This window comes from Streptomyces sp. NPDC001980, from assembly GCF_040296885.1.
GTDB lineage: Bacteria > Actinomycetota > Actinomycetes > Streptomycetales > Streptomycetaceae > Streptomyces.
Genome location: NZ_JBEOYD010000021.1, coordinates 1 through 12,395 on the forward strand (window position 1 = coordinate 1; position 12,395 = coordinate 12,395).

Genomic DNA, 12,395 nt, shown 5'->3' on the forward strand with positions numbered 1-12,395 from the left:
GCCAGTCCGGCAACACGCTGTACGACGGCTGGAACGACAGCGGCGCCACCAACGCGGCCCTCGCCCTCAACGCCACCGCCTGGCTCACCGGCGCGAGCTGACGCCCGAGAAGCCCGAGGAGCGGGTCCGGGGTCGCCCCGGGCCCGCTCCTTCTTACTTTCCTCCCGATCACCGCACGCTCCCCTCGCCTACAGTCCCTTTGTGCTCTTCGGAATGGTGTGCGCCCTCGCGGCCGCGATCTGCTTCGGTACGGCGACGGTCCTGCAGGCGATGGCCGCGCGGGCCGCCGGTGACGGCGCCGGCGGGGAGGCCGCGCTGCTGCTGCGCGCGGTGCGGCAGTGGCGGTACGTCGTCGGGCTGGGGCTGGACGGGCTCGGGTTCGTGTTCCAGATCCTGGCGCTGCGAGCGCTCCCCATCTACGCGGTGAGCGCGGCCCTGGCGTCGTCGCTCGCGGTGACCGCGGTGGTCGCGGCGCGGCTGCTGCGGGTGCGGTTGAGCGGGATGGAGTGGGCCGCGGTGGGGGTGGTGTGCGCGGGGCTCGCGATGCTGGGGCTGGCGTCGGGGCCGGAGGGGGACCGGGCCGGGTCCATGACGTTGAAGTGGGTGATGCTCGGGACGGCGGTGGGGGTACTGCTGCTCGGCCTGGCCGGCGGGCGGCTGACCGGGCGGGGGCGGGCGCTGGTCCTCGGCCTCGGGGCGGGGTTCGGGTTCGGGGTGGTGGAGGTGTCGGTGCGGCTGATCGACACCCTGCGGCCGGCCGGGTTGTTCACCAACCCCGCGATCTATGCGCTGCTGATCGGGGGCGGTGGCGCCTTCATGCTGCTGACCTCGGCCCTGCAACGCGGCTCGGTGACCACGGCGACGGCCGGCATGGTCATCGGGGAGACGATCGGCCCGGCGGCGGTGGGGGTGGTGTGGCTCGGCGACCGCACCCGGGAGGGGCTGACCTGGCTCGCGGTGCTCGGTTTCGCGGTGGCCGTGGCGGGGGCGCTGGCCCTGGGCCGGTTCGGGGAGGCGCCGGTCAAGGCCGAGGAGGGGTGAGCCCGCTGCCCGATGGCGGCGCCTGCCGTCAGTGGGTCACGGCGTCGCGGGTGCGCCGGCAGTGGCGTCGCGCCTTCATCCGGCCGGGCAGTGTCTGCTGGACGGTGCTCCACGCCATGACCGCCTCCGCCGCGATCCGGATCGCCGAGCACATCCGCGGCTTCCTCGGCCGCGCCCCTTCGGCTGACGCGCCGGGCGCGGGGCGTGGGGCACGCCCCGCATGGCGTGGGGGCACGCCCCGCGAGGCGCGAAGGCACGCCCCGCCCCCGGCCGCGCTCACCCCATCGCGGCCGTGATGCCGTCCCACAGCCGGGACCTGGCCTCCAGAGCGACGAGCACGGTCTCGGTGGCCTCGTGCCAGCGGGCGTCGTCGGTGCCGCACAGGTCGGCGACCATCTGGAGGGCCATGGGGGTGTGCTCCTCGCCGTCGACCTCGATGTGCCGGGCGAGGTAGTCCCGGAAGAGCGGGAAGCGGTCGGTGCCCTCTTCCCTGATGACCTGGTCGAACATGTCCGGGATCAGGTCCTCGCGGGAGAAGGCGAAGGCGGCGGCCCGGCAGTGCAGCGGGCGGTCGGCGATGATGCCGAAGGTGGTGCGCACGAACTCGGCGGCCGGCGCGGGGACCTGAGCCACGCGCAGGGCCGCCGGCACGTCGTGGCCCTCGGCGACGAGCGCGACGAAGGTGTCGACGGGGGCGGTGTCGGCGTCCGCCTCCGTCATGGCGGCGCGGTACAGCTCGAAGTGGCTGGTGAAGCCGTCTTTCAGGGCGTCGCTCTCCTCGACCAGCACGATGTCGTTGACGAGCCTGCGGGCCACCGCGGAGCCGCGGGGCACCCAGGGGACGTCGACGCAGGTCAGCTCCCGCTGGAGCGACTTGAGCAGGGACATGAAGTCCCAGACGGCGAACACGTGGTGGGCCATGAACGCGGCCAGGTGTTCCCGGTCCGATATTCGCTGGTAAAGCGGGTGCGCGGTCACTTCTTTTCGCGCCGGTTCGATCACGGAACGCGCCTGATCGATTGCCTGTCGACCCTCTTCAGTCAAATTCCAGACGTACCTCGACATGGCGGCCTCCTTCGTTCTGGGACCGCGATCGTGCAACTTCCGCGGCCGACCCGGCAAGCACTTTCCGGAATTACGGGCGAGTTACCAGAAGTAGCGGGCAGCAGACCGCGGCAAGCACATAGAAAGCGCTATAAAGAGTCACGATCCGGACATCAAAAAACTCGTTGAATCTTTGAACGCGAGTTGTGTCCATTCCGTAAAGGACACCGTGACCAGTAATCCCGTCACCGTCACCGTGGCCTATCACGTGATGCCGGGTCGCGAGGCCGACTTCCACTCGTGGGGGTGGGCCATGCTGGGCGCGAGCGCCCGCCGGCCGGGGTTCCTCGGCGGCGGTGTCCTAGTCGACCAGGAGACGGAATGGCATGTCGTGTATCGCTTCGCCACCGAGGACTCCGCGCTGGCCTGGGAGAACTCCCCGGACCGCGGCGAGTGGGAGATCCGCGCGGACGGCATCGCCCGGCCCACCGGGCGGCGTAGCGTACGGGGGTCGAAGGAGTGGTTCGACTCGCTGACCGGCCCGCCGCCCGCACCGCCGCCGCCCACCCCGCCGGCGAAGTGGAAACTGTGGTTCATCAACATGAGCGCGGTGTTCCCGCCGGTCCTGCTGTTCAATATCGCCGTGCTGCCCTATCTCGGCGGCGTCAACCCGCTCATTCGCACTCTGGTGCTCTGCCTCTGCGTGACAGCGCTTGTCACGTGGATTCTCATGCCGCGACTTCAGCGCTTCTTCAAGAAATGGCTGTATCCCCCGCTCCAGGCGCTGCGCGGGCGGCACAAACGACGGGCCGTATAGGCCCGGGAACGACCCGAGGGAGGTGGGCGGGTGAAGACCCTGCTCATCGACAATTACGACTCGTACACCTACAACCTGTTCCAGTTGATCGCCGAGGTCAACGGCGAGGAACCGGTGGTGATCCGCAATGACGAGCCGGCGCCGCCCGCTCTCGCGGAGTTCGACAACGTGGTGGTGTCGCCGGGGCCCGGGCATCCGGGCGTCGGCCGTGACTTCGGCATCAGCGCCCGGGTGATCGCCGAGGCCACCGTCCCCGTGCTCGGGGTGTGCCTGGGCCACCAGGGCATCGCGCTCGGGGAGCGGTCCCGGGTGGCGCCCGCTCCGCAGCCGCGGCACGGGCACCTGACCCGGGTGCGGCACGACGGGCGGGACCTCTTCGAGGGACTGACCCAGGGCTTCACCGCCGTCCGCTACCACTCCCTCGCGGTGCACGAGCCGCTGCCCGCCGCCCTGGAGGCCACCGCCTGGGCCGAGGACGGCGTCCTGATGGGGCTGCGGCACCGCGAACGGCCCTTGTGGGGCGTGCAGTTCCACCCCGAGTCGGTGCTCACCGAGTACGGCCACCGCATGCTGGTGAACTTCCGCAACCTCACCGCCCGCCGGGCCCGCAGAGCACGTACCAAGAACACCGCCGTCCCGCCGACCACGGCGACCGTCCCCCGGGCCGCAGCCACCGTCCCCCGGACCGCGGCGGCCGTCCCCGGCGCCGGCGCCACCATCCCGCGCCCCCGGCAGGCCGACCGCACCCCGCCCGCGTACCGCCTGCACACCCGGCAGATCGCCGGTGCCGTCGACACGGAGGCAGCCTTCAGCCGCCTCTTCGCCGCCTCGCCCCGCGCGTTCTGGCTGGACAGCTCGCTCGTCGAGGAGGGCCGCTCGCGCTTCTCCTTCCTGGGCGACGACAGCGGCCCGCTCGCCGAGTTCGTGCGCTACGACGTCACGGCCGGGCGGTGTGCGGTCGAGCGGGCCGGACGACCGCCGCGCAAGGTGTCCGCGAGCGTCTTCGACTATCTGAAGCGGCAGTTGAGCAGCCGCCGGGTGGACGCCGACGGGCTGCCCTTCGACTTCACCGGCGGCTATGTCGGCTACTTCGGCTACGAGACCAAGGCCGACTGCGGCTCCCCGAACCGGCACCGGGCCGACACCCCGGACGCCTGCTGGCTGTTCGCGGACCGGCTGATCGCCGTGGACCACGAGGAGGACGTCACCTACGCGGTCTGTCTGGCGGAGGACACCCCGCAGGCCGCGCGGGCCGCCGAGGAGTGGCTGACGGACACGCTGGCCCAGCTCAGCTTCCTGGCCCCGGCCGCGCCCCGGCCGGCCCCGCCCGCCGCCGCGGAGCCGGACCTGGCGGCCGCCGAGCCCTGGCTGGTGCGCGACCGGGCCGCCTACCTCGCCGACATCGCGGCCTGCCGGCGGGAGTTGCGGGCCGGCACCAGCTACGAGATCTGCCTGACCAACGCGGCCCGGCTGCCCGCCCCGCCCGACCCGTACGCCTTCTACCGGGAGCTGCGCCGCGTCAACCCGGCGCCGTACGCGGCCTTCCTGCGCTTCGGCGACCTGGACGTGGCCGGTTCCTCGCCGGAGCGGTTCCTGCGGATCACCCGGGACGGGGTCGCCGAGGCGAAGCCCATCAAGGGGACCGCGCCGCGCGGGGCGACCCCGTTCGAGGACGGCCGGCTGCGGGACGCGCTGGCGGCGGACGCCAAGACCCGCGCCGAGAACCTGATGATCGTCGACCTGCTCCGCAACGACCTGGGCCGGGTCTGCCGCACCGGAACCGTCCGGGTCCCCCGCCTCATGGCCACCGAGTCGTACGCGACCGTGCACCAGCTGGTCTCGACCGTGACCGGACGGCTGCGGGCCGGCACGGACGCCGTGGACTGCGTGCGCGCCTGCTTCCCCGGCGGGTCGATGACCGGCGCCCCGAAGCTGCGCACGATGGAGATCATCGACGGTCTGGAGACCGAGGCCCGGGGCGTGTACTCGGGAGCGCTCGGCTACCTCGGGTGCAGCGGCGGCGCGGACCTGAACATCGTCATCCGCACGGCCGTGATGGCGGGCGGCCGGATGCAGCTGGGCGCGGGCGGGGCGATCGTCCTGGACTCCGACCCGGCCGCCGAGTACGACGAGATGCTGCTGAAGACGGCCGCGCAGATGCGGGCGCTGCGGGAGCACACGGCGTCGGCCGCGGCGGACGCCGTGGAGGAGGCCGCCCGATGACCCAGGCCCCCGCCCTCACCGCCACCGCCAACCTCGCCGCCCTTCTCACCGACCTCGCCGAGCGCCACCGCTGGCGCGACCGTCCCGCCTTCCACCAGGGCCACCGCGCCTGGACCCACGGCGAGGTGCACGGCCTCGGGGCGCGGGCCGCGACCGTCCTCGCCACCCAGGGCGTGGCCCCCGGCGACCGGGTGGTGCTCGCGCTGCCGGACGGGATCGCCTGGGTGGTGGGCTTCCTCGCGGTCGCCCGGCTCGGCGCCGTGGCCGTCCTGGTCAACCCCGAACTGCCCGCCGCCGACCACGCGTTCATGGCCGCCGACACCGACGCGGTGCTGTGCCTGACGGGACCGGGCCTGGAGGACCGCTTCTCCGGGCGGGCCCGCCTCGGCGCCGACCAGCTCCTCGCCCTCGCCCCCGCCGCCGAACCCGCCGCCGCCCGCCCGGTCGACGCGGACAGCCCGCTGTACGTGCAGTACACGTCCGGGACGACGGGCAGGCCCAAGGGGGTCGTCCACACCCACGCCCACCCGGCCGCGTACCACGACCTGATCGGGCGGCGGCTGCTCGGCATCACCGCGGACGACGTCACCCTGTCCGTCTCCAAGCTGTACTTCGCCTACGGCTTCGGGAACGCCTTCGTCTTCCCGCTCTTCTCGGGGTCGAGTGCGGTCCTGGTGGACCGGCGCCCGAACCCGGCGGCCGTGGACGAGCTGGTCGCCCGGCACCGGGTGACCCTGCTGTACTCGGTGCCGTCCGCGTACGCGGCGCTGGTCGCCGACCGGGGCACCGGGCACGGGGCGTGCTTCGCCTCCGTACGGGCCGCCGTGTCGGCCGGCGAGGGCCTGCCCGACGGGCTCGGGGCCCGGGTCGGCGAGCTGCTGGGCGCCCCGGTCCTGGAGCAGATCGGCTCCACCGAGGCCGGGCACGCCTTCTGTGCCAACAGCCTCGGCCACAACCATCCCGGTACCGTCGGCCGTCCCGTCCCCGGCTTCGAGGTGGAGCTGCGCGACCGCGACGGGCGCCCGGTGCCGGACGGTCACGAGGGCGAGCTGTGGGTGCGCGGGCCCACGGTGACGCCCGGCTACCTCGACCGGCCCGAGGAGACCGCGCGCACTCTGGCCGGCGGCTGGCTGGCCACCCACGACCGGGCGGTCCGTGAACCCGACGGCGCCTACCGGCACCTGGGCCGCACCGACGACCTGGAGATGGTCGGCGGGATCACCGTCTCCCCGCTGGAGGTGGAGGCCGTGCTGCGCACCCATCCCGGGGTGCGGGAGGTCGCGGTGGCCGCCGTGCCGGACGGGACCGGCACCGGACGGCTGCGCGCCTTCGTGGTCCCCGCCGTCACCCCGGCGCCGGACGGGCTCCAGGAGGAGCTGCTGTGGCTGGCCCGGGAGCGGCTCGCGGCCTTCAAGGTCCCGCGCAGCGTCAGCCTCCTGCCCTCCCTGCCCCGCACCCCGACCGGGAAGCTCCGCCGCCATCTGGTCCGCCGGGGCGCGTGGTGACCATGACTGAAAGGACCGTCTCCATGCAGGAGTCCCTGATCGGCGACCGCGGCTTCTACCTCGGCCCGCTGTTCCGGCGCGCCGCCGACCGGCACGGCGGGGTGTTCGTCACCCTGGACCGGCCCCTGGACACCCACCCGGACCTCGGGGTCCGCCTGAGCTACCCGGAACTGGCCGACGCGGTCGAGGAGTTGTCGGCGCGCCTGTGGGCGGCCGGGATACGACCGGCCGAACAGGTCGTCGTACACAAGACCGACAACGTCGACATCGTGCTGCTGACCTGCGCGGTCTCCCGGATCGGCGCGGTGCCCGTGCTGCTCTCCCCCGCGCTGGCCGGCGAGGTGGTCGGCAAGCTGCTCGCCCGGCTCCAGCAGCCGTGGCTGGTCACGGACGCGGCGAAACTGGCCGGCCTGGAGGTCAAGGGCCTGGTCCGGCAGACCCTCACCGTCGACAGCGTGCCCGGTGTGGTGTCCCTGACCGAGCACACCGGTGCCGAGGTCCCGCCGGCGATCCGGCTGCACCCGCGCGAACCCGCCCTGATCACCCACAGCTCCGGCACCACCGGCGTCCCCAAACTCGCCGTGCACTGCCCGCAGACCATGTGGAACCGCCTCGTCCCGCAGCAGGCGATGGGCTGGCCCACCCGCGGCGAGGTCGCGGCCCTGCACATGTCCTTCGTGCACTCCCGCTTCTACCACCTGCTGGGCGTCCTGCTGCACTACGGCAGCCCGCTGCTGCTGATCACCGACCCGGACCCGGCGAGGGTCGGCCCGATGCTGGCCCGGCACCGCCCCGGCATCGTCGAGACGCACCCCAACACCTTCGTGCTCTGGGAGGAGCTGGCCGACGCGCCCGGCGCCCCGCTGTCGCGCGTGAAGTCGTACGGCTCGACGTTCGACGCCATCCACCCGCGCACGGTACGACGGCTGCTCGACGCCTCGAAGCGCCGCAGCCCGTGGCTGCTCCAGCTGTACGGGCAGAGCGAGACCGGGCCGGTCGCCTTCCAGTGGTTCACGCGCCGGACCGTGGCCCGCGCGGACGGGCGGCGCGTCGGGATCGGCATCCCGGGCTTCACGAGCGTCCGCGTCACCGGCCCCGACGGGCAGCCGGCCGCGCCCGGCACCCCCGGCCGGATCGAGGCCCGCACCCGGGGCCGCATCCTCACCTATCTCGGCGCCCGCGAGCAGTACGAGCGGCAGCTGGACGGCGAGTGGTGGCAGATGGGCGACATGGGGTACCGGAACCGGCTGGGCGCGCTGTACCTGATCGACCGGGAGATCGACCGGATCGACTCCGTGCACAGCAACCTGGAGGTCGAGGACACCCTCATGGACCGGCTGGAGGAGTTGCGTGAGGTGGTCATCGTGCCGGGCGCGGACCGGGAGCCGGTCCCGGTGGTGTGCGTGCGCGGGGAACGGCCGCTGGACCCGGAGCGCTGGCGGGCGGCGACCGCCGACCTGCCGGCGATGGCCGAGCCGCGGCAGTGGCGGTTCGAGGAGCTGCCGATGACGGCGACCTGGAAGGTGAAGCGGGTGGAGATCACCCGGATGCTGGCGGCGGGTGTCCGCGCGTGACCCCCGTGGTCGTGGTCGGCGCCGGCCCGGTGGGCCTGTCGGCGGCGCTGGCGCTGCGTGCGCACGGACTGCCGGTGCTGCTCCTCGAAGCCGACCCCGAGGACCGCGAACGGCCGGGCAGCCGCGCCCTGTTCGTGCATCGCGAGACCCTCGCGCTGCTCGACGGGATGCGGCCGGGACTCGCCGACGAGATCACCTCGTACGGCCGGACCTGGCACACCAGACGCACCCTGTACCGGGGGCGGGAGGTGTACTCCCGCACGTTTCCGCCCCCGTCCGGGCGGCCGCCCTTCACCAGCCTGCGCCAGGTGGACACCGAACGGTTCCTGCGGGAGGCGTGCGCGGCGGCGGGCGTGGAGTTCGCGTGGAACGCGCGTGTGATCGGCGTCCGTACCACCGCCTCGGGCGCCTCGCTGAGCTGCGCGGACGGCCGGGAGCTGACGTGCGGGCACGTGATCGCGGCGGACGGCGCGCGCTCCGCCGTCCGGGCCGGGCTCGGCATCCCCATGGAGGGCACGCACGGCGAGGGCTTCCACGTGGTCGTCGACGTGGCGGACCGGCCGGGCGCCGAACTGCCCCTCGAAAGGGTCTTCCACTACGAGCACCCCGGCGTCGGCGGCCGCAGCGTGATGCGGGTGCCGTTCACCGGGGGCTTCCAGGTCGACCTCCAGTGCCACGCCCACGACCGGGCGGAGGAGTACGGCACCGAGGAGGCCGTCCGCCGCTGGCTGCCCGGGGTGGTGGGCGAGGGATATGCGGACCGGATCCTGTGGGTGTCGACGTACCGGTTCCTGCGCAAGGTCGCGGCCTCCTTCACCGACCCGCACCGGCGGGTGCTGCTCGCCGGGGAGGCCGCGCACCTCTTCCCGCCGTTCGGGGCGCGGGGCATGAACAGCGGAATCGCCGACGCGGCAGCGGCGGCAGATGCGGTCGCGGCAGCGGCGGCAGATGCAGTCGCGGCGGCCGCGGCGGAGACCGTCGCGAACAGCCCGGTGGCGGACTTCGCGGCGGTACGGCGGGCCGCCGCGCTCTTCAACAGCGAGGCGGCCGGGGCCGCCCTGGACCAGCTGCGGCCCCGGCGCCGGATCGTCCGGCTGCGGCAGCGTGCGGCGGCGGCGCTGGCGCCGGTCCTGCCCTCCTGCGGATCCTGGCTGGAGCACGCGCCGTACGGGCCGCGGAGCGGGGCAGCGGCTCTGTCGGGCCGTAAATACTGAGTGCGGCAGCGGCACGGAGGAGGAGTCATGACACGACCGGCCGTGGCGGAAGGCGTGTTCGCGTGGTCACCGGCCGCCGGCCTGCGGCCCGTCCCGGACGTTGACGAACCGCTGCTGGTCGCAGACTCCTGGCTGGTGCGGGACGGCAGGGTGCGCGGCCTCGACCGGCACCGGGACCGCTTCGTGCGGTCCTGCGGCGAGTGCGACGGGCCACCGGCGTACCGGCTGCTGGAGTTCTGGCGGGCCGTGACGGCCGCGCTGCCCCGTACCGGCGAGTGGTTCCCCCGCGTCGAACTCACGCCCCACCACGTGCGGCTGCGGCTGCGGCCCGCCCCGCCGCTCGGCTCCACGGTCGAGGTCTGGGCGGCCGGCCAGCCGGATCCGCGTACCGTGCCCCGCCGCAAGGGACCCGACCTGGACGTCCTGGCCCGGCTGCGCGCCCGGGCGGTCGAGGCGGGCGCCCAGGAGGCGGTGCTGGTGGGCCCGTCCGGGGTGGTCCTGGAGGCGGCCACCACCAGCGTGCTCTGGTGGGAGGACGACACCCTGTGCCTGCCACCGCCCCGCCTCCCGCTACTCCCGGGTGTGACCCTCGCCCTGATCCAGGAGCGCGCGGAGCGCACCGGCATCGGCGTAGCCCACCGCGAACGGACCCTCGCCGAACTGGCGGACCGGGAGGTGTGGCTGGTCAACGCCCTGCACGGGATCAGACCGGTGACGCGCTGGGTGGGAGGGCCGGCGGGGGTGGGCTCGGCGGTACGGGTACCGGAATGGCGGGCGTGGCTCGACGAGGAGGTACCTGAGCCGCTATGAATAAGCGGCTGAATAGCGCCCCGTAAGGGGCGCGGGGAACTGCGCGACCAGCCCCCACCGCCCCGCAGCCGCAACACAATCGATGAAACGCAAGAAAAAACCGGCCCGGCAATATCTTACCGGGCCGGATATCGGCCTGATTTCATTCGGCCTACTTGGGCTGATAAGCCCCCGGCACCATCCGCGTCGCAATAGCGATCCGGTTGTACGCGTTGATGACGGTAACCGCCCACACGAGCGCCGCGAGCTGCGGCTCGTCGAAGACCCCGGCGGCCTCCGCGTAGACGTCGTCGGGCACGTGGCCGTCGGCGACAAGGGTGACCGCCTCGGTCAACGCCAGTGCGGCGCGCTCCCGTTCGGTGAAGAAGGGGGTCTCCCGCCAGGCGTTCAGGGCGTAGATCCGCTGCTCGGTCTCGCCCTGCGCGCGGGCGTCCTTGGTGTGCATGTCGAGGCAGAACGCGCAGCCGTTCAGCTGGGAGGCGCGGATTCTGACCAGTTCGAGTATTTCAGGTTCGACCTTGGCGTCCTGGGCCGCGGTGACGGCGGCGGCATGCAGGGAACCCATCGCCGAGGAGACGTCGGGGGTGATTTTCTTGAGGGCCACGCGGGAAATCTGATCGCCATTGCTCATGGGGGAGACTCTAGCCTCCGTAATTCAATTACGGGGGCCGTTGTCCGGGAATTCAGGCGACGCCGGTCACAGCCGGGTCGGACAGCACCGTGCACAGGATCTCCAGCGCGCCCGACCAGGCGTGGTCGGGCGGGGTGCCGTAGCCGAGGACGAGGACGTCCGGGGGCGCGGTGGCCGCCTCGGGGTGGTGGTGGCGCGGGGTGAGGCCTTCGACGGCGAGGCCGCGGTCCGCGGCGGCCCGGATCACCCGGCCCTGGGTGCCGGGCGGCAGCCGCAGCACGGCGTGCAGGCCCGCCGCGATACCGGTGACCCGGATCGCCGGGGCGCGCTCGGCGAGGGCTCTGACCAGGGCGTCCCGGCGCCGCCGGTAGCGGAAGCGGGCTGCGCGGACGTGGCGGTCGTACGCGCCGGAGGTGATGAACTCGGCCAGGGTCAGCTGGTCCGGCGCCCCGCAGGTGTCCACGCCGCCCTTGATCGCCGTCACCTCCCGGGCCACGGTCGGCGGCAGCACCATCCAGGCCAGCCGCAGGCCGGGCGCCAGGGACTTGCTGGCGGTGCCCAGGTAGACCACCTCGTCGGGGGCGAGGCCCTGGAGGGCGCCGACGGGACGGCGGTCGTAGCGGAACTCGCCGTCGTAGTCGTCCTCCAGGACCAGGCCGCCGGTGCGCCGCGCCCAGTCCACGACGGCCGCCCGCCGGTCGTGGTGCAGCGGCACGCCCATCGGGAACTGGTGGGAGGGGGTCAGCAGTACGGCGGCCGATCCCTGGGCCAACTCCCTGGTGTCCGTGCCGAGCTCGTCGAACGGCAGCGCGACCTGGCGGAGTCCGGCCGCCGTCAGCAGCTGCCAGTGCTCGTCGAGGCCGTACGACTCCACGGCGACCGTGTCCGCCCCGCGGGCCCGCAGCAGCCGGCCGAGCAGGCTCAGGCCGTGCGAGAACCCGGCGCAGATCACGATCCGTTCGGGGTCGGCGCGCACGCCCCTGGCACGGGCGAGGTAGGCGGCGAGCGCGGTGCGCAGTTCGGCGCGGCCGCGTGGATCGCCGTAGCCGAAGGCCTCGTTGGGGGCGGCGGTGAGGGCGCGGCGGGCGGCCTTCAGCCACTCGGTGCGCGGGAAGGCGGAGACGTCGGGGAAGCCGGCCCGCAGGTCGTAGGCGGGCCGGTGGGCGGCCGTACCCGCGGGGGTCTCCGCCTGCCGCACCGGCGCCACGCCCGTCGCGACCCGGGTGCCGGAGCCCTGCCGGGCGGTGAGCCAGCCCTCGGCGACCAGGTCGGCGTAGGCGTCGGCGACGGTGTTGCGGGCGATGGCCAGGTCGGCGGCGAGGGAACGGGAGGAGGGCAGCCGGGTGCCGGGGAGCAGCCGGCCGCTGCGCACGGCCTCGCGCAGCGCGTCGGTCAGGCCCCGGCGCAGGCCCGGACCGGCCGCCGGTTCCAGGTGGAGGTCGATGCCCAGGGCGGCCCGGGTGGGCCGAGCGGGCGAAGCGGGCCGAGCCGACGGAGTGGCCCATGCATTCTCCATGGAAATGGACCATACCCCTG

General features: G+C 73.7%; 11 protein-coding genes and 1 pseudogene. 8 read left to right on the forward strand and 4 right to left on the reverse strand.

The features are described from left to right. Positions 1 to 98, forward strand: a pseudogene (locus ABT137_RS28740) (hydrolase); the annotation flags it as partial. A gap of 115 nt (positions 99 to 213) precedes the next feature. Beyond that, positions 214 to 1,041, forward strand: a complete 828-nt coding sequence (locus tag ABT137_RS28745; RefSeq protein ID WP_351714132.1) for a DMT family transporter — start codon at positions 214 to 216, stop codon at positions 1,039 to 1,041. A 28-nt stretch (positions 1,042 to 1,069) separates the two neighbouring features. On the opposite strand, the gene ABT137_RS28750 is transcribed toward ABT137_RS28745, so the two are convergent. Continuing rightward, positions 1,070 to 1,195: a hypothetical protein gene (locus tag ABT137_RS28750; protein ID WP_351713913.1), complete on the reverse strand. Its 126-nt coding sequence runs from the start codon at positions 1,193 to 1,195 to the stop codon at positions 1,070 to 1,072. Between the two features lie 122 nt (positions 1,196 to 1,317). Next, positions 1,318 to 2,106 (reverse strand): DUF3050 domain-containing protein, encoded by a 789-nt coding sequence (locus ABT137_RS28755; protein ID WP_502984590.1) that lies wholly within the window; start codon positions 2,104 to 2,106, stop codon positions 1,318 to 1,320. 208 nt (positions 2,107 to 2,314) lie between these two features. On the opposite strand from ABT137_RS28755, the gene ABT137_RS28760 reads away from it, so the two are divergent. From ABT137_RS28760 to ABT137_RS28785, 6 genes are read left to right on the forward strand one after another with little or no spacing between them, the layout of a single operon-like run. Continuing rightward, positions 2,315 to 2,902, forward strand: a complete 588-nt coding sequence (locus ABT137_RS28760) for an antibiotic biosynthesis monooxygenase (protein WP_351713917.1) — start codon at positions 2,315 to 2,317, stop codon at positions 2,900 to 2,902. 30 nt (positions 2,903 to 2,932) lie between these two features. Next, positions 2,933 to 5,125, forward strand: a complete 2,193-nt coding sequence (gene pabB, locus ABT137_RS28765) for an aminodeoxychorismate synthase component I (protein ID WP_351713919.1) — start codon at positions 2,933 to 2,935, stop codon at positions 5,123 to 5,125. Further along, entirely contained in the window at positions 5,122 to 6,630 is a 1,509-nt protein-coding gene (locus ABT137_RS28770) for an AMP-binding protein (RefSeq protein WP_351713921.1), read from the forward strand. Before pabB ends, ABT137_RS28770 begins: the two co-directional genes overlap by 4 nt. Before the next feature lie 2 nt (positions 6,631 to 6,632). Beyond that, positions 6,633 to 8,204, forward strand: a complete 1,572-nt coding sequence (locus tag ABT137_RS28775; protein ID WP_351713923.1) for a class I adenylate-forming enzyme family protein — start codon at positions 6,633 to 6,635, stop codon at positions 8,202 to 8,204. Then, on the forward strand, positions 8,201 to 9,418 hold the full coding sequence (locus tag ABT137_RS28780; protein ID WP_351713925.1) for an FAD-dependent monooxygenase: 1,218 nt from the start codon (positions 8,201 to 8,203) through the stop codon (positions 9,416 to 9,418). Before ABT137_RS28775 ends, ABT137_RS28780 begins: the two co-directional genes overlap by 4 nt. 27 nt (positions 9,419 to 9,445) lie before the next feature. Beyond that, entirely contained in the window at positions 9,446 to 10,228 is a 783-nt protein-coding gene (locus ABT137_RS28785) for an aminotransferase class IV (RefSeq protein WP_351713927.1), read from the forward strand. Positions 10,229 to 10,379: 151 nt separating this feature from the next. Here ABT137_RS28785 and ABT137_RS28790 read toward each other — a convergent pair whose 3' ends face one another. Beyond that, positions 10,380 to 10,859 (reverse strand): carboxymuconolactone decarboxylase family protein, encoded by a 480-nt coding sequence (locus ABT137_RS28790; protein WP_351713929.1) that lies wholly within the window; start codon positions 10,857 to 10,859, stop codon positions 10,380 to 10,382. A gap of 52 nt (positions 10,860 to 10,911) precedes the next feature. Continuing rightward, the gene (gene pdxR, locus ABT137_RS28795) at positions 10,912 to 12,375 is read right to left on the reverse strand and encodes a MocR-like pyridoxine biosynthesis transcription factor PdxR (protein ID WP_351713931.1); all 1,464 of its coding nucleotides are present in this window, start codon (positions 12,373 to 12,375) and stop codon (positions 10,912 to 10,914) included. Between the last annotated feature and the right edge of the window lie 20 nt (positions 12,376 to 12,395).